The sequence below is a fragment of the Pseudomonas sp. BP01 genome, assembly GCF_022760795.1.
Taxonomy (GTDB): domain Bacteria; phylum Pseudomonadota; class Gammaproteobacteria; order Pseudomonadales; family Pseudomonadaceae; genus Aquipseudomonas; species Aquipseudomonas putida_Q.
Genome location: NZ_JAFBKA010000031.1, coordinates 52,781 through 74,231, shown reverse-complemented (window position 1 = coordinate 74,231; position 21,451 = coordinate 52,781). Strand labels below are relative to the sequence as shown.

Below are 21,451 nucleotides of genomic sequence, written 5' to 3'. Positions count from 1 at the left end.
CGCCGGTCGGGCCGACCACGGCAGTGCCCAGTTCGCTGCCGTCGGCAGCAACGATGCGCACGGTGCTGCCCGGTTCGGCACGGCCAGTGAGCACGGTGCCATCCGCGCTGACAGCCAGTTCGGTCGGGGCGGCAGGCGCGGTGATATCCGGTGCGGTGACCTGCGCCGGCAACGAAGAAACGCCACTGTCATCGATGGCAACGACATCCAGCAGTTCGCCGTTGGCTTGAGCAGGATTCAGCTCGATGCTGAACGTGCCATCGGCACTGGCGATGGCGCTGCCGATCAGGGTGCCGTTGGCATCGTGTACCTCCACGCGGGTACCCGCAGGGGCGGAACCGGTGAGGGTGGTGCCGTCGGCATCGATGGCCAGGTTGCTCGGGCTGTCTGGCGCGGTGGTCAGCGGTACGTCGTACTCGACTGCCACGGAAGCGTTGCCGCTCGGGTCGGCCTGCACCAGGCTCAGCTGTGCGCCCGGCTGCACCGCCGGGTCCAGGTCGATCAGGAAGGTACCGTTGGCACTCACCACGCCAGAGCCGATGACGTTACCGTCGGCATCGCGCACTTCTACGGTGGCGCCAGGTTCGCCACGCCCGCTCAGGGCCGTGCCTCCCGCGCCGACCAGAATGTCGGTGACGGCATCAGGCGGGGTGATGTCCGGGGCGGTGAATTCCAGTGGTATCGAGCTATTGCCTGCGGCATCGACCTGGCGAATGTCCAAGGCTTCGCCGTTGGCCTGGGCAGGCGAGAGGGCGAGGCTGAAGGTACCGTCAGCGTTGACCAGGCCGCTGCCGATGAGGTTGCCGGCAGCATCGCGCACCTGCACGGTGGCGCCGGGCTCGCCGCGACCGGTGAGGGTTACACCGTTCGCCAGGGCCAGGTCGGTTGGCTGGTCTGGGGCGGTGGTGTCAGGGTTGTCGACGTCCGGTGCCGTGATGCCCGCAGCTGGCGAAGTATTGCCGGCTGCGTCCGCGGCGCTGACTTCCAGGGCCTGGCCGTCGGTTTGTGGCGGTTGCAGGGTGATGCTGAACTGGCCGTCCGCACCCGCTACCGCGGTGCCCAGCACTACGCCGCCAGTGCCGCGTACGGAAATCGTCGAGCCAGGTTCGGCACGACCGGTAAGGGTGGTGCCCTGTTCATTGATGGCGAGGTCGGTCGGTGCCAGTGGCGCGGTTGCGTCCGGGGCGGTGACGGTGCCTGGGGCCGAGGCATTACCGGCGCCATCGGTCAGGGTCACTTCAAGGTTTTCGCTGTTGACCTGCGGCGGGTTCAACGTCACGTTGAAGCTGCCATCGGCACCCACGGTGCCGCTGCCGATCAGGTTGCCGGCGGCGTCGCGGATGTTCACCGTGGTGCCCGCTTCGCCGCGGCCGGTCAGGCGCAGACCATCCGGCGAAACCAGCAGGTCGATGGGGGTGGCCGGTGCGGTGGTGTCGGGGTCGGAACCGCCGCTGCTGCCACCGCCGCCGTTGTTTGCCGCTGCTGCTGCACCGCCCACGCCGAGCAGGCTGAGCCCGGCAATCGCCCAGGTTGGCATGGCACTGCCGGCGGTGCCGATACCCGCGACCAGTTCGTCCAGCGAGGCCACGTCTTCGAAGGTGAAGCCGGTGAACGCTGCCGCATCGTACTGGGCGTGCCACAGGGTGCCGTCTTCGCCGACGAAGACGATGTCGCTGCCAACCCCCGCCTGGTCCACGGCGAAGAAGTTGCCGATAGTGACCTTTTCACCCGACTTCAGGGTGACGATCAGGTCCTGCCCGCGCTGGGTAACGGTGGCCACCTTGTCGGGAGACACCGGCATCTGCACGACGCCTGGCCCTTTGAGATTGATATTGCCCCAGGCGCTCTGAGTGGCGACTTCGGATTGCTTATCAGCGACGACGATGTTGTCCATGGATGCTCCCTGCTGGTGTCCGGATCCCCCGGCCCGACTGTTCGGGCCACAACCGGCGTAACAGAGCCCTTTCAGGGTTTTTACGCACAGTCTCGACCAGGCAGTCGAGAAACGGGTGGTTAGGGAGATATAGCAGCCGGTGGGGAAGCAACCAGATGGCTTTCTGGGTTAATCCTTTGGTAGAGAGGCCTCAGCGAAGCCCCAGCCGGCGGGCCAGACGGCTCAGGTTTGCGCGGTCCAGGCCAAGTTCGCGAGCCGCTGCTGCCCAGTTCTCCTGATGCCGTTGCAGGCAGGCTTCGATCACCTGGCGCTGGTAGATATCGACCGCTTCGCGCAGGCTGCCTTCCGGCACGGTGGCTACGTGTGACGGGGCTGTGGGGGAGGGCAACGTGCCTGGCGTTGCTGGGGACACGCGTAGGTCCAGGTCGATGGCTTCGAGGGTGAGGATGCGTGGCCGATCAGGGTGTTGGCCCAGTGCCTTGAGTGCCGAGCGGCCGATCAGGTGCTCCAGTTCGCGCACGTTGCCTGGCCAGTCGTAGGCGACCAGCGCGGCTTGGGCGTCGTGGCTCAGGCGCAGGCTGTTCAGGCCCAGCCGTGATCGGTTCTGTTCGAGGAAGTAGCCAGCCAACAGCAATACATCTCGACCACGTTCGCGCAAGGGCGGCACATGCAGCGGGTACACGCTGAGGCGGTGATAGAAGTCGGCGCGGAAGTTGCCGTTGCGCACTTCTGCAGCCAGGTCACGGTTGGTGGCGGCAATCAGGCGCACGTCCACGCGGTGCTCGCGGTCCGAGCCCAGGCGTTGCAACTGGCCGCTTTGCAGCACACGCAGCAGCTTGGCCTGTACGGTGAGTGGCAGTTCACCCACTTCGTCGAGGAACAGCGTGCCGCCGTTGGCCAGTTCGAACTTACCGCGGCGCTCGCCGTGCGCACCGGTAAAGGCACCGCGTACATGGCCGAACAGTTCGCTTTCTACCAGCGTGTCGGGCAGGGCGGCGCAGTTCAGGCTGACCAGCGGCTTGTCGGCGCGGCTGCTGGCCTGGTGCAAGGCCTGGGCCACCAGTTCTTTGCCGACCCCCGTTTCGCCCGTGATCAGTACGGTCAGGTCGCTGCCACCAACCAGGCGGATTTCCTCTACCAGGCGCTTGTGCGCGGGGCTCTGGCCAATCAGTTCTTTATCCTGGCCGCTGGCCTGGCGGTAGATCTCGGCGCGGTGGTGTTCGTCCTCGGCGCGCAGGGCCAGGTGCTCGATGCGCTCGGCCACGGTAACGGTGGCGGCGGCCAGGCTGGCGAAGGCCTGCAGGGCATCCAGTTCCAGGCTTTGGAACTGCCCGGGGGTGAGGGCGTCGAGGGTGACCAGGCCCCAAGGGCGTTCATCGACCATCAACGGGCAACCCATGCAGTCGTGCACTTCAAGGTCGGCATCCGGCGCGTTGACCAGGCCATCGTAGGGGTCGGGTAGATCGGAGTCGCTGGCGAATCGAGTGGGTTCCGGTCGGCTAAGCAGAATCTGGAACCGCGGGTGCTCGCTGACCCGGAAGCGCCGCCCCAGGGTGTCGGGGCTCAGGCCGTCCACAGCCAGCGGCACCAGCCATTCACCATCCAGGCGCAGCAGCGCGGCGGCATCGCACGGCAGCAGGCCGCGCATGGCCTGCAACAGGCGGCGGTAGCGTTCCTGGTCGGGCAAATCGCGGGACAGGTCGCTGACCAGGGGCAGCAAGGCGGTGAGCAATGGCTTTGTGGTCATAAAGACTCCGACAGGTCGATATGACTATACGCCGGGGTGGGTCGTTTTGACATGACCTGTGTCAAACCCCTGATTTTGCTGGCGATAAAAGTTGGCACGATTGCTGAAATGGCAAGGGCAGTCATTTGAAGCCACAGGCTCAGGAGTTGTTGCAATGCTCAATGCCGAACAACGTGCAATCATCAAGGCCACTGTACCCCTGCTGGAAAGCGGCGGCGAAGCACTGACCACCCACTTCTACAAGATGATGCTCAACGAGTACCCAGAGGTCCGTCCACTGTTCAACCAGGCCCACCAGGCCAGTGGTGACCAGCCACGCGCACTCGCCAACGGCGTGCTGATGTATGCCCGCCACATCGACCAGCTGGAGCAGCTGGGCGGCTTGGTCGGGCAGATCATCAACAAGCATGTTGCCCTGCAGATTCTGCCGGAGCACTACCCGATCGTCGGCAGCTGCCTGCTGCGCGCCATCGAGGAAGTGCTGGGCAAGGAAATCGCCACCCCTGCGGTGATCGACGCCTGGGGCGCGGCCTATGGTCAGCTGGCCGACATCCTGATTGGCGCTGAAGAAAACCTTTATAAACAGAAGGAAGAGGCCGAGGGCGGCTGGCGCGGTACCCGCGCATTCCGCCTGGTACGCCGCGAGCAGGAAAGCAGCGAGATCGTCTCGTTCTACTTTGCTCCGGTGGATGGCAAACCGGTGCTCAAGGCCGAGCCAGGCCAGTACATCGGCCTTAAGCTGGATATTGACGGTGCTGAACAGCGCCGCAACTACTCCCTGTCCGCGCTGTGTGATGGCAAGGAGTACCGCATCAGCGTCAAGCGCGAGGTGGGCGGCAAGGTTTCCAATTACCTGCACGATAAGCTGGTGGTGGGCGAGACCCTGCAACTGTTCCCGCCTGCGGGTGACTTTACCCTGGCAGCCAGCGACAAGCCGCTGGTGCTGATCAGCGGCGGCGTGGGCATCACGCCGACCCTGGCGATGTTGCAGGCGGCGCTGCAAACCCGGCGCGAGGTGCATTTCATCCACTGTGCGCGTAACGGTGCGGTGCACGCCTTCCGTGACTGGGTCGATGGCCTGGCGGCGCGTCATCCGCAGCTCAAGCGTTTCTACTGCTATGCGGAGCCTGCGGGTGGCGCCGAGGCCGATGCTGTCGGCCTGCTGAGCGAGGACCTGCTGGCCGAGTGGCTGCCGCCGGAACGTGATGTGGATGCCTACTTCCTTGGGCCCAAGGCCTTCATGGCGGCGGTGAAGCGCCAGTTGAAGGGCCTGGGTGTGCCGGAGCAGCAGAGCCGCTACGAGTTCTTCGGGCCGGCGGCTGCCCTGGAGTGATGTAACGCCTGTACCGGCCCCTCCGCGGGCTTGCCCGCTCCCACAGGTACTCCACAGTTTCAAATGCTGTGGGTACCTGTGGGAGCGGGCAAGCCCGCGAAGGGGCCGGTACAGGCACAAATGTGTATTCCAGCCACAGTACTCCTTCCTGCCTATATATAAGGAGAGATGAAAAGCGCCTGCTCAGCTTTCATCTTTAATCCTCCTTTAATCACGGTATCCTTCACTCCCGGGTGTCGAGGGGCTTGCCCCTGCGCGGCACCCGGGCAGCCGTTTTTTTGCCGCCCGGCGTTGAACCGACGTTGTTGCGGCCGGTCTCAGCCACACCGGATAGCCCTGCGCAGTGCTATCACGCCGCTTCCTCGGCACGCTCAAAGGCCCTGCCCAGCGTGTAGACTTGCGCTCAGGCAGGCGGACCACGCTGCCACTATCCATCGAAGGAACCGGCAATGAACGAACAAACATCGCGCCTGAATCGGGAACGGCGCTTTCTGGTGCTGTTGGGCCTGATCTGCCTCTCGCTGATCGGCGGCGCCCTTTACATGCAAGTGGTGCTGGGCGAGGCACCGTGCCCGCTGTGTATCCTGCAGCGTTACGCGCTGCTGTTCATTGCCATATTTGCCTTTATCGCTGCAGCGATGCCAGGGCGCCGCAGCCTGACCTTCTTCGAGGCACTGGTGGTGCTGAGCGCAATTGGCGGAATCATTGCGGCCGGCAACCATGTGTATATACTCGCCAACCCCATGGTCAGTTGCGGTATCGACACCCTCCAGCCAATCGTGGATGACCTGCCGCTGGCCAAACTCTGGCCGCTGGCGTTCCAGGTCGACGGCTTCTGCAGCACGCCGTACCCGCCACTCCTTGGTTTGTCGCTGGCGCAATGGGCGCTCGTGGCGTTCGTGCTGACCGCCATCCTGGTACCGCTCGGCATCTACCGCAACCGGCGCCAGGCTTAGACAAAAGTCCCGAATTGCATGGGGTCTTTTACACCGCATGAGAAGAGGGAAATGTCGCTCACCGCTTGACTCAGATCAACCACAAAGCCTTGCAGAATGCGGCTTTGAGGCCTAGCAAGCGGGGTGCGACAAACTGTCGCGAAGTTGAATTATTGAGCAGCATTGTTACGCATTCTGTAAAAGACTGTTGCTCAATAAGTCATAGTCAAGGGTTGGCGACCTCACTACAATCGCCCCCAATTTCCGTTCGGCACTGCTTGCGAGTCGCAGGATTGAAGGAAGCCCCAGCGCTCCTTTTTGCTGACTTCGTCAAGTTTCGCCCAACGGCGATACCGGGCGGACCCCCCTCCGCGTTTTCCCGCACCAAATGGACTTGGTCTGAAGTACAGGCCTGTTGCCTACGAAACCATAAGCACCGCTAACACGCTTGAAGCCAAGGTCCTGCAGTCGGACCCCAGGCAGGAGCGAGTACGGGCGCAAAATGCCTCACTTGGCAGGACGAAGTGTTGGCTACCAAAACACAAATTGCATTGAAGCAAGCTGATCTAGAGGTCGTGAGATGAGTAAAAAGCGTTACCCCAGACTGTTTGGCATATTGCCCTTTTTAGGCATGCTTTTACTCAGTGGGTGCAACTGGACCCTGCTCGACCCGAAGGGCCAGGTCGGCATTGAGCAAAAGAACCTGATCCTGATCGCTACCGGCCTCATGCTGCTGGTGGTCATTCCTGTGATCATCATGACCCTGGCGTTCGCCTGGAAGTACCGTGCTTCCAACAAGGCTGCCACCTACACCCCTGACTGGTCGCACTCGACCAAGATCGAGGCTGCGGTGTGGATCATCCCGATCCTTATCATCATCGCCCTGGGTTACGTCACCTACCACTCCACCCACAAGCTGGACCCTTACCGTCCGCTGGACTCGGACGTGAAGCCGATCCAGATCGACGTGGTCGCGCTGGACTGGAAGTGGCTGTTCATCTACCCGGAACAGGGCATTGCCACCGTCAACAAGATCAACTTCCCGGCTAATACCCCGGTGAACTTCCGCGTCACCTCCGACGCCGTGATGAACTCGTTCTTCATCCCAGGCCTGGGTGGCCAGATCTACGCCATGGCCGGCATGACCACCAAACTGCACCTGATCGCCAACGAAAACGGTGTGTTTGACGGTATCAGCGCCAACTACAGCGGTGCTGGTTTCACCGGCATGAAATTCAAGGCTACTGCCACTTCCCAGGCTGACTTCGATGCATGGGTCGCCGAGGTCAAGCAGTCGCCGTTGAAACTGGGCAAAGCCGAGTACGAAGCTCTGGCCAAACCTAGCGAATACAACCCAGTCGCGCTGTACAGCGAGGCGCCAGCAGAGCTGTTCCAGTCCATCGTCGACAAGTACGAAGGCATGAACCGCGGCAAGCCGGTCCACGAAGAAGCAGGCAGCAAAGATCTGGCCACAACCAAGGGTGTGGAATCGAGTATGCAACCAGCTGCCGGTGCAGAGGAGTAAGAGATGTTCGGTAAACTAAGCCTGGAGGCGATACCCTATCACGAGCCGATAGTCATGGTGACGCTTGCCATGATCGCGCTCGGCGGTATCGCTGTCGTCGGTCTTATCACCTATTTCCGCAAGTGGACCTACTTGTGGAGCGAGTGGCTGACTACTGTCGACCACAAAAAGATCGGCGTGATGTACATCATCGTCGCGATGATCATGCTGCTGCGCGGCTTTGCCGACGCCATCATGATGCGTACCCAGCTGGCTGCCGCTACCGGTGGCTCCGAAGGCTACCTGCCGCCTGAACACTATGACCAGATCTTCACCGCTCACGGTGTGATCATGATCATCTTCATGGCGATGCCGTTCTTCACCGGCCTGATGAACCTGGCGGTTCCTCTGCAGATCGGTGCACGTGACGTTGCCTTCCCGTTCCTGAACTCCCTGAGCTTCTACCTGCTGCTGGCAGGCGTGCTGCTGGTCAACATCTCGCTGGGCGTTGGTGAATTCGCCAAGACCGGCTGGGTTGCCTATCCGCCGCTCGCAGGCATTCAGTACAGCCCTGGGGTAGGTGTCGACTACTACATCTGGGCGCTACAGCTATCCGGATTGGGTACGACGCTTACCGGCGTGAACTTCCTCGTCACCGTGATGAAGATGCGCGCACCTGGCATGAAGCTGATGGACATGCCGATCTTCACCTGGACCTGCACCTGGGCCAACGTACTGATCGTTGCTTCGTTCCCGATTCTGACTGCTGCACTCGCTCTGCTGACTGTTGACCGTTATCTGGACTTCCACATTTTCACCAACGAGCTTGGTGGGAACCCGATGATGTACGTCAACCTGTTCTGGGCGTGGGGTCACCCTGAGGTTTACATCCTGATCCTGCCGGCCTTCGGCGTGTTCTCGGAAGTTACCTCGACGTTCTCTGGCAAACGCCTGTTCGGCCACCACTCGATGATTTACGCATCGGGCGCGATCGCCATCCTCGGCTTTGCGGTATGGCTGCACCACTTCTTCACCATGGGTGCCGGCGCCAGCGTCAACACCTTCTTCGGCCTGGCGACGATGCTGATCTCCATCCCGACCGGTGTGAAGCTGTTCAACTGGCTGTTCACCATGTACCAAGGCCGTGTGCGCTTCACCGCACCGATGCTCTGGACCCTGGGCTTCATGGTCACCTTCTCCATCGGTGGCATGACCGGCGTACTGCTGGCCGTTCCAGGTGCTGACTTCGTTCTGCACAACAGCCTGTTCGTAATTGCGCACTTCCACAACGTGATCATCGGTGGCGCGGTATTCGGCTACATCGCCGGTTTCGCCTTCTGGTTCCCGAAAGCCTTCGGCTTCACCCTGAACGAGAAGTGGGGCAAAGCTGCCTTCTGGTTCTGGCTGTCGGGCTTCTACGTTGCGTTCATGCCGCTGTACGCCCTGGGCTTCATGGGCATGACCCGTCGTCTGAACCACTCCGACAACCCACTGTGGGAACCCTACCTGTACGTAGCCGTTGTCGGCGCCGTGCTGATCCTGTTCGGTATCGCTTGCCAGCTGATCCAGATCTACGTGTCGGTTCGCGACCGCAAAGACAACATGGACGTCACTGGCGACCCATGGGGCGGCCGTACCATCGAGTGGTCCACTTCGTCGCCACCACCGTTCTACAACTTCGCTCACATGCCTGAGAAAGTTGGTCTGGACGCCTGGCACGAAGCCAAGGAAGCCGGTGTTGCGTACAAGGTCCCGGCCAAGTACGAAGCGATCCACATGCCGAGCAACACCTCCACCGGTCTGTTCATGGGTATGTTCCTGACCGTGTTCGGCTTCGCCTTCATCTGGCACATCTGGTGGCTGGTGGGCGCGAGCCTGTTGGCAACCATCGCAGTCTTCGTTCGCCACGCTGCACGTGACGATCAGGGCTACATGGTTCCGGCCGAAGAAGTGGCGCGCATCGAAGGCGAGCGTATGAAAGCGCTGGCCAAAGCAGGTGCTCTGCCTGCCGGCGCACGTGTCGAATCGTTTGAGCGGGTGTAATCAATGTCCAGTCAAGTAATGCACGGCGGCGCTGCTCATGGTCACGACCATGGGCATGACGACCACCACCACGACTCGGGCCAGATGACCGTACTGGGTTTCTGGCTGTACCTGATGACCGACTGCATCCTGTTTGCGTCGCTCTTCGCCACCTACGCGGTGCTGTCCGGCAGTTTTGCCGGCGGCCCGTCGGGTCATGACATCTTCCAGCTCGACTTCGTAGCTGTTGAAACGCTGTTCCTGCTGCTGTCCTCGATCACCTTCGGCTTCGCCATGCTGAAGATGTTCGATGGCAAGAAAGCTGGCGTACTGGGCTGGTTGGCTGTGACCTTCCTGTTCGGCGCAGGCTTCATCGCGATGGAAATCTATGAATTCCATCACCTGATCAGCGAGGGCTTCGGCCCGCAGCGCAGTGGCTTCCTGTCGGCGTTCTTCGCCCTGGTAGGTACCCACGGTCTGCACGTGACTGCCGGCCTGATCTGGATGGCAATCATGATGTACCAGATCAACAAGCATGGCATCACGCCGACCGCCAAGACCCGCATGAGCTGCCTGAGCCTGTTCTGGCACTTCCTGGACGTGGTCTGGATCTGCGTATTCACCGTCGTCTACCTGCTGGGGGTTCTGTAATGGCTAGCGCACACGACACTCATCACGAAGGTAACCACGGCAGCGTCAAGTCGTACATGATCGGCTTTGTCCTGTCGATCATCCTGACTGCGATTCCGTTCGCACTGGCCATGACCGCCAGCCTGCCGAAGAACCTGACCGTTCTGATCATTGTTGCCATGGCCGTGATCCAGGTAGTTGTACACCTGGTGTACTTCCTGCACATGGACCGCTCGAAAGAGCAACGCAACAACGTGTCGACGTTCCTGTTCACCGTACTGGTAATTGCACTGCTGGTCGGCCTGTCGCTGTGGATCATGTTCAACATCCACATCGAAATGATGGCCAAGTGAGGTAAGACTGCATGTCCGTTAAGCACTTTATCCAAATCACCAAACCGGGGATCATTTTCGGTAACGTGCTTTCCGTGGCAGGCGGTTTCTTCCTTGCCTCGAAGGGCCATGTGGACTTCGCCTTGTTCCTGGCGGTGGTGATCGGTACTTCGCTGGTGGTTGCGTCCGGATGCGTGTTCAACAACTGCATTGACCGTGACATCGACCACAAGATGGAGCGCACCAAGAACCGCGTCATGGTGCAGGGCGGCATGTCGCTGCCCCTCGCGCTGATCTACGCCACCCTGCTCGGGGTGGCGGGTTTCAGCCTGCTGTATGTCCAGGCCAACCCGCTGTCGGCGTTCTGCGCAGCTGTAGGCTTCATCGTCTACGTCGGTTTCTACAGCCTGTGGCTGAAGCGTAAATCGGTGCACGGCACCTTGGTCGGCAGCCTGTCGGGTGCCATGCCTCCGGTGATCGGCTACTGCGCCGTAAGCAACAGCTTCGACCTGGCTGCGGTAACCCTGTTGGTGATGTTCAGCCTGTGGCAGATGCCGCACAGCTTTGCCATCGCCATCTTCCGCTTCAAGGATTACAGCGCTGCCAACATTCCGGTCCTGCCGGTGGCACGTGGCATCCTCGCGGCGAAGAAGCAGATCGTGCTGTACGTGCTGGCCTTCGTGCTCGCCACCTTGATGCTTACCCTCGGCGGTTACGCCGGCCTCGGCTACCTGGCCGTGGCAGCTGCCATGGGCCTGTACTGGCTGTATATGGCATGGGGTGGCTACAAGGCCGAGGACGACAGCAAGTGGGCCCGCAAGGTGTTCGGCTTCTCCATCCTCATCGTTACCGCCCTGAGCGTGATGATGGGTGTGGACAGCCAGACCGCTGCGGACGTGCTGATGACTTACGCACGCTGATACTGCTGCCTGTTTCACGAAAACCCCGGCCATGTGCCGGGGTTTTTTATGCCTGTCTGCCTGTGCCGGCCTCTTCGCGGGTAAACCCGCTCCCACAGCTACAGCGCCGGTTTTGCATGTGGCGCGGTCCCTGTGGGAGCGGGTTTACCCGCGAAAGGGCCGGCACTGGAAAACATAAAATCCAAATTTTCAAACAATAGATCTGAAAACATTTAACAAAACAGGATTTTGCCCTTTACAGAAATCACGTTTCGGCATTATCTTCTGTTTCAGGCCGCCACATCGGCCAACGTCGCTCGGACGGTTCCGGGCGCTTACGTACTCAGAGGAAGCCATGGCCAACCCAGGTTCGCCGCGCCGCTTTGCGCGCATCGATCGTCTCCCCCCTTACGTCTTCAACATCACTGCCGAGCTCAAGATGGCCGCCCGCCGCCGTGGCGAGGACATCATCGACCTGAGCATGGGCAACCCCGACGGCGCCACCCCACCGCACATCGTCGAGAAGCTGGTGCAGGTTGCCCAGCGTGAAGATACCCACGGCTATTCCACCTCTCGCGGTATCCCGCGCCTGCGCCGGGCTATTTCCAACTGGTACAAGGAACGCTACGAGGTCGACATCGACCCGGAAAGCGAAGCCATCGTCACCATCGGCTCGAAAGAAGGCCTGGCCCACCTGATGCTGGCCACGCTCGACCAGGGCGACACGGTGCTGGTGCCCAACCCCAGCTACCCCATCCATATCTACGGTGCGGTCATCGCCGGTGCCCAGGTGCGTTCGGTGCCGCTGGTACCCGGTGTGGACTTCTTCAACGAACTCGAGCGGGCCATCCGCGAGTCGATCCCCAAGCCGAAGATGATGATCCTCGGCTTCCCGTCCAACCCCACCGCCCAGTGCGTGGAACTGGACTTCTTCGAGCGTGTGGTGGCCTTGGCCAAGCAGTACGACGTGCTGGTGGTGCATGACCTGGCCTACGCCGACATCGTTTATGACGGCTGGAAAGCCCCGTCGATCATGCAGGTGCCGGGGGCGAAGGACATTGCAGTGGAGTTCTTCACCCTGTCCAAGAGCTACAACATGGCAGGCTGGCGGATCGGCTTCATGGTCGGCAACCCCGAGCTGGTCAGCGCCCTGGCGCGGATCAAGAGCTACCACGACTACGGCACCTTCACCCCGCTACAGGTGGCGGCCATTGCCGCGCTGGAAGGCGACCAGCAGTGCGTACGGGACATTGCCGAGCAGTATCGCCAGCGCCGCAACCTGCTGGTGAAAGGGCTGCACGAACTGGGCTGGATGGTCGAGAACCCCAAGGCATCGATGTACGTGTGGGCCAAGATCCCTGAGCAGTATGCGCACATGGGCTCTTTGGAGTTTGCCAAGAAACTGCTGGCCGAGGCCAAGGTGTGCGTGTCGCCGGGGATTGGTTTTGGCGAATATGGTGATGACCATGTGCGCTTTGCCCTGATCGAGAACCAGGACCGTATTCGCCAGGCCATTCGCGGCATCCGGCAGATGTTCCGGGCTGACGGGTTGGCCCGCAAGTAAGCGCTTGGGGCCGCTTTGCGGCCCATCGCCGGCAAGCCAGCTCCCACAGGTGCGGCGCCGCTCTCACGACCTGTGGGGGCTCTGTGGGAGCTGGCTTGCCGGCGATGGGCTGCAAAACAGCCCCTCGATTTTGCAGCAGGGCGAGCTTTCCGCCTGCGTTTCACCGATCAGCCTGCCTATCTTCAGCACTCATTTCTCATTACAGAGACCCACCCATGAGTGTGTTCACCGCCTACTTCTGCGGCACCGGCTCGCATCGCTTCGACGACGCAAACCCCAACTTCTGGAACGGCGAGCTGGTCTCGACCTTGGCCAGCAATGACCAAGGCCGCGAATTCGCCCACTGGATCGCCGTTGACGGCCCCGGCAGCGGCAACCTTCAGGATGACAAGCTGTTCGTCGAACCCGGCGGCTACTTCAACTGGACCGGCCAGTTGTTCGGCCGCGGCTGGGAAGAAAACGTCAACCATGTACTGCAGGTGATCAAAGGCGAAAGCAGCTGGCAGCGCACCAAGCTGAGCGAGGAAGAATACGAGCGGCTGAAGAACGCAGGCGTGCCTGTTCCGGAAGCTTCCTCCACGGCCTCCTGGTTCTGGCGTACCTACGACTACGGTGACCGCCACCCAACCCCGCAAGCGTTGCAAGAGGGCATCATCAGCATGTTCCGCAAGCCGCGCATTCCGACCCAGGTGAACCTGGTGGGCTGGAGCCGCGGAGGCATCAGCTGCCACATGCTGGCAAACGCCATGGCGAAAGACCCGGTATTGCGTAACGTACCGGTCAATATTTTTGCAATCGACCCGGTGCCTGGTGTCGGCAATGTGCAAGCCGAGCGCATCGCACTGGCGGAAAACGTGCGTGAATATGTCGGCTTCTACTCGCGGGATGAGCGTTCCAAAGGGTTTGCCTGCGTGATCCCGTCAGTCGCCAGTAGCACGCAAATCTGTATTTATCCGATGCCGGGGCGTCATGCCACGCTGGTCGGTAACGCATCGGTCGATGGTGCAAGCGACGGCAAGGTGCTAAAGGAACCCGGGCTGATCGTGCGCCATTTCGCCGAAGTGTGCCTGACCCGCTGGGGTGTTCAACTGGGCAAGCGATTGGCCTTGAATGACAGCCAGTTGATGCAATGTCATCAGGCCATGGCCGCAGCCGAAGCACAGTACCAAGCCATGCGCGGTAACTCCTACACGGTGCTGACCGAGGGTGAAAAGCACGACCGGTTGGTGCATTGCGGCGAAGCCCGCACGTACTTCAGCAAGGTGTGTGGTGATGACTATGAGCCCACCCAAGGCCTGGCGCTGCAGCGTTGGGATGCCTCCACCTACAAGGCATTGCGCTGAATGAAGCGGCCGGCCGGATCAGTGGCAATTTTTTTTGCATGCACCCTCTATCCAGCCGCCCCGGGTTCGATTGAGAATGGCGCCGCGGGCCAACCCCGATAACAACAACCTTCCCTCCGTGGCATCATGTCTGAATATAACCCTTGCCTTGACTGCGGCGCCTGCTGCGGGTACTTCCGTGTGTCTTTCTTCTGGGGCGAATGCCAGTCTGCCGGGGGCCTTGTGCCGGACGACCTGGTGGTACAGATCAACCCCACCCGCGTTGCCATGATCGGCACTGACGCCAAGCCTTGCCGATGCGTCAGCCTTGAGGGCGAAATAGGCAAGGAAGTCGCTTGTACCATTTACGCCAACCGCTCCAGCCCTTGCCGCGAGTTCGATGCATCGTGGGAGGGTGGGGTGCATAACCCCAGCTGCGACGATGCGCGGGCGGCGTATGGGCTGCCACCACTGACGCCGCCAGGGGCCAACGAGCCGCATTGGCCGGATGATGGGGCTGAGGTGGCCTGAACCCCTTTTTGCTCGCCTGGACTGGCCCTATCGCCGGCAAGCCAGCTCCCACAGGTACTGCACAAGGCTTAGGTTCTGTGGTGATCTGGTGGGAGCTGGCTTGCCGGCGATAGGGCCATCAGCTGTAAGAAAATTCTGAACCTGAAACCAAATGCTTCAGGTTGCCAGGGATTGGGAATTATCCTACGACCTCAGTCGGATGCCGTCTGATAGGCAAGTACCTACCTCAGAGATACCGTTCCAGCGTCGCCGTAATTGGCTACCGGGTGTGAGAAGCCCGTCGTTCTGGGGTGCCTTTGAGAATACTTCCGAGATGACTATGACTGAACTCGCACCTGATCCTTCTGTTACAGCACTTACCCATCAAGCCGCCAAGTCCCAGGCCACCCAGGTCATGGACACCCTCTCCAGCATTATCATCCACTATCTCGACGCCGAAGCGCCGATTTTGCGTGCTTCATCGCTCGAAGCCATGTCGGCCCAGACCAGCCAGCTGCATGCCCTGCTAGCCCATATGAAAGCGCTGGAGGCAAAGGCATGACCAACCACCTCAAATCCGGCACCACCGCAGGCGTGGAAAAATTCCTTGAGCTGTACCGGGTAGAGCCAGGTGTACCGCTTGATCTGGCATTCGATGAATTGTCGGTGCTGATCGGCTGCATCAAGCACCTCAACGAGGAAGCCGAGATGGAGGGCGACAAGATCGCCGGCAGCGCAGCGCGGATTCTCAGTGCCATGGCCAAAGCGCTGATCAATGACATGGAAATGGGCTTGAACCGAGGCGCCTGAGCGATATTTGGAGCCGCTTTGCGGCTCATCGCCGGCAAGCCAGGCTCCCACAGGTTCACCACAGGCCCAAAGCCTTGCACGATCCCTGTGGGAGCCTGGCTTGCCAGCGATGGGCTGCAAAGCAGCCCCGGGCTGCCTGAACCCTGCACTTGACGTTAAACTGTCATCTCCCCAGCAATGGACAGGAGATCCGGCGTGACCCCACCCCGCAGTTTCCCCAGTGACCTCTGCCTCGACAGCCCGCGTCTGCAATTGCGCCCCATGCGCCATGCCGATGCCGCGCAATGGCTGGCGATCATGGCCGACCCCGAGGTCATGCGTTATTGGCACCATGCACCCTGGCAAGACCTGGCCGAAGCCGAAAGCGCCCTGGCCGCGGACCGCGAAGCCTATGCCAATGGCGACCAGCTCAAGCTCGGCATGTATCGCCGTGACAATGGTGAGCTCATCGGCATGGTGCAGCTGTTCAACATCGACGATGTGTCCCGCCGCGGCGAAATCGGCTACTGCCTGGCCAGTGCCGTGCAGGGCAGGGGCTACATGGACGAAGCGCTCACCTGCTTCATCGACTATCTCGCTCACACCCTCCACATGCGCCGCCTGGAAGGGGAGATCGACCCGCGTAACCAGGGCTCGGCGCGTACCCTCGAACGCCAAGGTTTCGTGCTTGAAGGCACGCTGCGGGCGCGTTGGTGCGTCGCCGGTGAGCTGTCCGACTCGGGTATCTACGGGTTGTTGCTTGAACCACCTGTTGCATAGTCTTACGGCGAATAGCTACTATTCGGGAACAATTCTCACTTGTGTCCCGGTATCCCATGCCCGTAGCCGACTCAACCAGCCCGTACCCGCTTGAACAGCTGTACAGCGAGCACCACGGCTGGCTGTTCAGCTGGCTACGCTGCAAGCTGCGCTGTTCGCACAGCGCGGCCGACCTGGCCCAGGACACTTTCGTGCGTATCCTGGCTTCGCGTGATGCCCTGCTGGGCATGCGCGAGCCGCGCGCCTACCTCAGCACCACGGCGCGCCGGCTGCTGATCGACCGGGTACGCCGACAGCAGATCGAAGCGGCCTACCTCGGTGAACTGGCCCAGGCTGCCGAGGCGCTGGAAGGGCACCAGTCCCCCGAGAGCATCCTCATCACCCTTGAGGCATTGGAGCAGATCGCCTTCCTGCTCGAAGGCCTGCATGTGAATGCACGTGAAGCGTTCGTGGGTTACTACCTGGACGACCTGACCCAGACACAGATTGCCGAGCGGCTGCAGATTTCCCCGCGCATGGTGCGCAAGTACCTGGCCCAAGCGCTTATCCACTGCCACCGCACGCTGGACATTGCCGCATCGTGAACCCGTCCCGCATCGAACAGGAGGCTGCCGAGTGGGCCCTGTGCCTGGGCGAAGGCGAACTGGATGCCGCTGATGCGTGCGAACTTGAGGCCTGGCTGCAGGCCGACCCGCGCCACGGCGCCACCTTGCGCCGCATGCAGGGGGTGATCAGCCAAGTCCAGGCGCTGCGTCAGCAACGCGGGCCGGTAGGCGCCGGGTTACGCGCCGGGTTACAGCCTTCGACGCCACGCTCGGGGGCGCGGCGGACCTTGCTCGGCCTAGTGTTGGCGGCCTCGTTGCTGGGCGCCTTGCCGTTTGCCGGGGTATCGCCAACGGACTGGCTGGCCGATCTGCACACCGCGCCGGCCGAGTGGCACAGCGAAACCCTGGCAGATGGCTCGCAGCTGACGTTGGCGGGCAATTCTGCCGTGGATGTGCAATTCAGCGCTTGCGAGCGGCGCATCCGCCTGCTGCATGGCCAGGTGCTGGTGGATGTCAGCCATGACCCGACGCGGCCGTTCGTGGTGCTAACCGATGAGGCCAGCTTCAAGGCGCTGGGGACGCGCTTCGTGGTCAGCCAAGGTAACGCACGCAGCGAGTTGACCATGCTCGAATCCAGGGTCGAGGCGCGCAGTGCGGTGTCCGGTGATCAGCTGGTCGCCGGGCGGGGTGAACGCGCCTGGGTGGCACGCGACGGGCTTGGACCGCTACCGGCCATCGACCCGGCGCGGGTAGACCGGGCCTGGCAGCACCACCAACTGGTGGCCGAAGGCGTGCCGCTCGATCAGGTGCTGGACGCGTTGTCGCAACAGCGGCGCGGCGTGCTGCGCTTCGACCGCCAGGCCATGCAGGCCATCAAGGTTTCGGCGGTGCTGCCGCTGGATGATAGCGAGCGCGCCCTGCGCTTGCTGGCCGAGGCGCTGCCGATTCGTATCGGCGGTTTTGGCCGCTGGTGGACCACGGTCGAGCCAGCCCCGCGAGAAAATTGATAAAGGTGGTTCCGCTTCTGCGCAGTGGCCCGTCAAACAAGAGGCCAACCGATCAAGAACAAGGAGCCGATCCACCATGCGCCGATTCCCTGGCCACCCTGTCCTCAGCCCGCTAGCCCTGGCCTTGCGCCTTTCCTGCGCTGGGCTGGCCCTATCCGTTGCAGCCCTGCCGGCTGTGGCCGAGGAGGCCGCCCGCCGTAGCTTCGACGTGCCCGCCGGCAACCTGGCCGAGGCCCTTGGCAGGTATGCCCAGCAAGCCGCCGTGCCGCTGGCCTTCACCCCCGAAGCGCTGACCGGGCTGCAAAGTAGTGGCCTGCACGGCCTGTATTCGGTGGACAGCGGTTTTGCCGTGTTGCTGGCTGGCAGTGGTTACCGGGTGGAGCGCAGCGACAACGGCTACCGGCTGGTGGCCGAGCCGCAGGCGGCCGTGAGCGGTGACGCGATGGAACTGGGCGTTACCACCGTGGCCGGGCAAGGCATGGGTGAGAGCACCGAGAACACCGGCTCGTATGCCCCGGGCCTGATCAGCGTCGGCTCCAAAACCCCGACCAGCCTGCGCCAGACCCCGCAATCGGTGTCGACGGTGACCCGACAGCTGATCGAAGACCAGCAACTGACCGACATCAATCAGGCGATGAAAGTGACGCCGGGCATCGTCACCCAGAGCACCACCTTCCGCACTCAGGACTTCCTTTCGCGCGGTTTCAGCATCCAGAACCTGCAGATCGACGGCGCTGCGCCACAGGCGTTGGGTACCGCGATGGGCTCGTTCTATTCGTCGAACATCTTCGAGCTGGCCGAGTTCGACCACATCGAGGTGCTGCGCGGTACCGCGGCGCTGTATGGCGGCTCGGGCGACCCGGGCGGCATCATCAACATGGTGCGCAAGCGGCCGACTGCCTACAACCAGCTCAAGCTGACCCTGTCGGCCGGCAGCTGGGACAACTACCGCCAGGAGTTCGACCTCTCCGGCCCGCTAGGCTGGGATGGCCGCCTGCGCGGACGTCTGGTGATGTCCAACACCGATCGCCAGTATTTCACGGACAACCGCTCCACCGGGCGCCCGCTGGTGTACGGTGTGCTTGAAGCGGACGTCACCGACGACACCATGCTCACCTTCGGTGCCCGCTACAACAAGTCCCACGAAAATGGCACCAACAGCGCGGTGCCCCGCTACAGCAATGGTGCCGACCTGAACTTGCCACGGCATACCGGCCTGACCCGGAACTGGGCTTACCTCGATGCCACCGCACGCGAGTACTTCGCCAAGGTCGACCACCGCTTCAACGACGACTGGAAGCTCAACCTCAGCTACACCAACACCTGGGACCTCGGGCTGTTCAAGAGCGCCACCACCCTCAATGCGGTGGACCCGGTGACCAATACCGGGGCGACCTGGTACGGCACCTCGTCCCGTCAGGAGAACGAGCAGCACCTTTACGACGGTAATGTCTCAGGCCACTTCCAGGCCTTTGGCCTGAACCATGAAGTGGTGTTCGGCGCCGACTACCAGAAGATTGACAGCCGCTGGCTGGGCACCGCGCCATTTGCTGCATCGGGCTCGCCGGCCAACGTGTTTGACCCCGACAGTTCGGCCTTTGACGACCCTGGCAATGGGCGTGACTACAAGCGCGACTACAGCCCCAACTCGCAGCGCCAGTATGGTTTGTATGGCAGCCTGCGCCTGCAGCTTGCCGAGCCGCTGCACCTGATAGTCGGTGCACGTGCCCAGCGCTTCCACTTCTGGCAGACCTACACCAACAACCTTGTGACGCCGGCCAGCATTTCCAGCCCCGAGCAGCGCATCGGCACCAAGGTCACGCCGTTTGGTGGCTTGGTCTACGACCTGGACGATCAGTGGTCGGCCTATGCCAGCTACTCGGAAATCTACAAACCCCAGTCCAGCAGGATCAGCGGCCCGGCAGGAACAGGCTCGCCGCTTGAACCCATGACCGGCAAAACCTACGAAACCGGCCTCAAGGGCGAACTGTTCAACGGCGCGCTCAACGCCAGCCTGGCGCTGTACTACACCACCCGCGAAAACGAGGCGGTGCAGGACCCGAACTTCGCGGCGACCAATGCCGGCTTCTCTGGCAGTTGCTGCTACGTGTCCAATGGCAAGGTAGTGAGCAAGGGCATCGACATGGGGCTGTCCGGCGAGCTGTTGCCAGACTGGATGCTGGTGGGTGGCTACACCTTCAACCTCAATCGCAACCGCAGCGCCGACGCCCCGCTGAGCACGGTTATGCCCAAGCACCTGTTCAAGCTTTACTCCACCTACCGCCTGCCGGGCATCTTCAGTGACTTCAAGGTGGGCGGCGGCGTGCAGGTGCAAAGTGCCACCTACACCTCTGGGACGGTGAACCGCTATGACAGCAATGGCGCAGTGGCGGAGCGCAATGTGCCCTTCGACTTCGATCAGAGCGGCTATGCCATCTGGAACGCCTTGGTCGAGTACCGCGTTGATGATCACTGGAACGTCACGCTCAACGGCAACAACCTGTTCGACAAGAAGTACTACGAAACTGTGGGTACTTCGACCTATGGCAACTTCTACGGTGAACCACGTAACTTCATGGTAACCCTGCGCGGCACCTATTGAGGGTCTGGAAGCGGGGCAGGGCCTGGGTTATGGTCGTAGGCTGTCCCGTTTCCTCCAGGTGTGCCCCTTGCCCGTTTTCTACTTGAGCATCAGCCTGCTGCTGTATCTGCTCGCCCTGTTTTTCGATGGCGCGCTGATGAGCGGCGCACGCCACATGCCGGCCCTGCAGATGTTGCTGTACGGGCCATGGGGCATGCCGTTCGGTTTGTACCAATGGTTTGCCAACCCGCTGCTGGCCCTGGCCATTCTTGCCCATCGGCGGTTCCGCCGCCTGGCATTGCTGGCCGGGTTGGCGGCGGCGTACCTGGCGGCCAGCAGTTTCGGCATCACCCGCTTGCCGGACAACCAGAGCTATGAGTTTCACGACCTGACCGGTTTCGGTGCTGGTTTCTATCTGTGGCTGGCGGCCATCGGGGTGTTCTGCCTGGGGCAGGCCTGGCATTGCTGGAAAGCACGTAGCGCCGACGACATGCCGGGCTGGAACTGGCTGGATGTGGCGGTGATTGCGGCGCTGGGCGTGGCGCTTTATTCGGCAACGCAGATGCCATCGTTGCGCTTCCAGCCAGGCAAGGTACTGATGCCGCCGGAACAGCCGCAGTCGTTTTGATACCCGCAAGGAGGGTTTGCATGATCAAGCATTGCCTGACAGGCCTGGCACTGGCCTGCGTTTTGCCGCTGGCCGTGGCGGACGATTACACGCCGGCCTACGGAAAGTGCATGGACAAGGCCTCCAGCACCGTGGCTATGAGCGAGTGCATCCAGGCCGAGACGCACGTGCAGGACCAGCGTCTGAACCGGGTATACAAGCAATTGATGGGCAAGCTGGATGCCGGGCAGCAGAAAAGCTTGCGGGATGTGCAGCGTAAATGGCTTGCCTACCGCGATGGCAATTGCCAGTTTCATGTGCAGGCCAGTGGCGGGACCATGGCGCAGCTGGAGGGCGGGTCATGCATGATGGACATGACCCGCGACCGGGCGGCGGAGCTGGAACGGGTGCTCAGCCCCGGGCAGTGAGGTTGCCTGAACCGGCCCCATC

General features: G+C 61.9%; 20 protein-coding genes. 18 read left to right on the top strand and 2 right to left on the bottom strand.

Features of this window, described 5'->3' with window-relative positions:
* Both JOY50_RS23020 and norR read right to left on the bottom strand, forming a co-directional pair.
* Positions 1-1,894 (bottom strand): Ig-like domain-containing protein (locus JOY50_RS23020; RefSeq protein WP_243055901.1); only part of this gene is annotated, 1,894 nt, incomplete at its 3' end.
* A gap of 190 nt (positions 1,895-2,084) precedes the next feature.
* Complete coding sequence (norR, locus tag JOY50_RS23015; protein WP_138737748.1) at positions 2,085-3,641, bottom strand: nitric oxide reductase transcriptional regulator NorR; 1,557 nt, start codon at positions 3,639-3,641, stop codon at positions 2,085-2,087.
* A 154-nt stretch (positions 3,642-3,795) separates the two neighbouring features.
* Here norR and hmpA point away from each other — a divergent pair, with 154 nt between their 5' ends.
* The 18 genes from hmpA to JOY50_RS22925 all read left to right on the top strand — a co-directional run bounded on the left by hmpA (position 3,796) and on the right by JOY50_RS22925 (position 21,429).
* Complete coding sequence (gene hmpA / locus JOY50_RS23010) at positions 3,796-4,974, top strand: NO-inducible flavohemoprotein (RefSeq protein ID WP_243055899.1); 1,179 nt, start codon at positions 3,796-3,798, stop codon at positions 4,972-4,974.
* 449 nt (positions 4,975-5,423) lie between these two features.
* Positions 5,424-5,930 carry a disulfide bond formation protein B gene (locus tag JOY50_RS23005; protein WP_019473728.1) on the top strand — a complete coding sequence of 169 codons (507 nt, stop codon included), beginning with the start codon at positions 5,424-5,426 and terminating at the stop codon, positions 5,928-5,930.
* Between the two features lie 559 nt (positions 5,931-6,489).
* Entirely contained in the window at positions 6,490-7,434 is a 945-nt protein-coding gene (gene cyoA / locus JOY50_RS23000) for a ubiquinol oxidase subunit II (RefSeq protein ID WP_016501430.1), read from the top strand.
* Between the two features lie 3 nt (positions 7,435-7,437).
* Positions 7,438-9,456: a cytochrome o ubiquinol oxidase subunit I gene (cyoB, locus tag JOY50_RS22995; RefSeq protein ID WP_019473729.1), complete on the top strand. Its 2,019-nt coding sequence runs from the start codon at positions 7,438-7,440 to the stop codon at positions 9,454-9,456.
* A 3-nt stretch (positions 9,457-9,459) separates the two neighbouring features.
* On the top strand, positions 9,460-10,086 hold the full coding sequence (gene cyoC, locus JOY50_RS22990) for a cytochrome o ubiquinol oxidase subunit III (RefSeq protein ID WP_016484942.1): 627 nt from the start codon (positions 9,460-9,462) through the stop codon (positions 10,084-10,086).
* Positions 10,086-10,418 carry a cytochrome o ubiquinol oxidase subunit IV gene (gene cyoD / locus JOY50_RS22985; protein WP_016484943.1) on the top strand — a complete coding sequence of 111 codons (333 nt, stop codon included), beginning with the start codon at positions 10,086-10,088 and terminating at the stop codon, positions 10,416-10,418. The genes cyoC and cyoD overlap by 1 nt, the downstream gene beginning before the upstream one ends.
* A gap of 11 nt (positions 10,419-10,429) precedes the next feature.
* Positions 10,430-11,317, top strand: a complete 888-nt coding sequence (cyoE, locus tag JOY50_RS22980) for a heme o synthase (RefSeq protein WP_243055898.1) — start codon at positions 10,430-10,432, stop codon at positions 11,315-11,317.
* 334 nt (positions 11,318-11,651) lie between these two features.
* The gene (gene alaC / locus JOY50_RS22975; protein ID WP_019473730.1) at positions 11,652-12,860 is read left to right on the top strand and encodes an alanine transaminase; all 1,209 of its coding nucleotides are present in this window, start codon (positions 11,652-11,654) and stop codon (positions 12,858-12,860) included.
* A gap of 215 nt (positions 12,861-13,075) precedes the next feature.
* Positions 13,076-14,203: a hypothetical protein gene (locus JOY50_RS22970; protein WP_132846392.1), complete on the top strand. Its 1,128-nt coding sequence runs from the start codon at positions 13,076-13,078 to the stop codon at positions 14,201-14,203.
* Between the two features lie 126 nt (positions 14,204-14,329).
* The gene (locus JOY50_RS22965; protein ID WP_026034689.1) at positions 14,330-14,713 is read left to right on the top strand and encodes a YkgJ family cysteine cluster protein; all 384 of its coding nucleotides are present in this window, start codon (positions 14,330-14,332) and stop codon (positions 14,711-14,713) included.
* 319 nt (positions 14,714-15,032) lie between these two features.
* Positions 15,033-15,254, top strand: coding sequence for a hypothetical protein (locus tag JOY50_RS22960; protein WP_132846394.1), 222 nt, complete (start codon positions 15,033-15,035; stop codon positions 15,252-15,254).
* Positions 15,251-15,502 (top strand): DUF3077 domain-containing protein, encoded by a 252-nt coding sequence (locus JOY50_RS22955; RefSeq protein WP_138737751.1) that lies wholly within the window; start codon positions 15,251-15,253, stop codon positions 15,500-15,502. Before JOY50_RS22960 ends, JOY50_RS22955 begins: the two co-directional genes overlap by 4 nt.
* Before the next feature lie 195 nt (positions 15,503-15,697).
* Positions 15,698-16,261 carry a GNAT family N-acetyltransferase gene (locus JOY50_RS22950; protein ID WP_012270565.1) on the top strand — a complete coding sequence of 188 codons (564 nt, stop codon included), beginning with the start codon at positions 15,698-15,700 and terminating at the stop codon, positions 16,259-16,261.
* A 56-nt stretch (positions 16,262-16,317) separates the two neighbouring features.
* On the top strand, positions 16,318-16,845 hold the full coding sequence (locus JOY50_RS22945; RefSeq protein WP_132846396.1) for a sigma-70 family RNA polymerase sigma factor: 528 nt from the start codon (positions 16,318-16,320) through the stop codon (positions 16,843-16,845).
* On the top strand, positions 16,842-17,813 hold the full coding sequence (locus JOY50_RS22940) for a FecR domain-containing protein (RefSeq protein ID WP_243055897.1): 972 nt from the start codon (positions 16,842-16,844) through the stop codon (positions 17,811-17,813). Before JOY50_RS22945 ends, JOY50_RS22940 begins: the two co-directional genes overlap by 4 nt.
* 76 nt (positions 17,814-17,889) lie before the next feature.
* A complete protein-coding gene (locus JOY50_RS22935; protein WP_243055895.1) occupies positions 17,890-20,415 on the top strand; it encodes a TonB-dependent receptor in 2,526 nt (841 codons plus the stop codon).
* Positions 20,416-20,482: 67 nt separating this feature from the next.
* Positions 20,483-21,022 carry a hypothetical protein gene (locus tag JOY50_RS22930; RefSeq protein ID WP_132846399.1) on the top strand — a complete coding sequence of 180 codons (540 nt, stop codon included), beginning with the start codon at positions 20,483-20,485 and terminating at the stop codon, positions 21,020-21,022.
* Between the two features lie 20 nt (positions 21,023-21,042).
* Positions 21,043-21,429: a lysozyme inhibitor LprI family protein gene (locus JOY50_RS22925; RefSeq protein WP_049274139.1), complete on the top strand. Its 387-nt coding sequence runs from the start codon at positions 21,043-21,045 to the stop codon at positions 21,427-21,429.
* Positions 21,430-21,451: the final 22 nt, after the last annotated feature.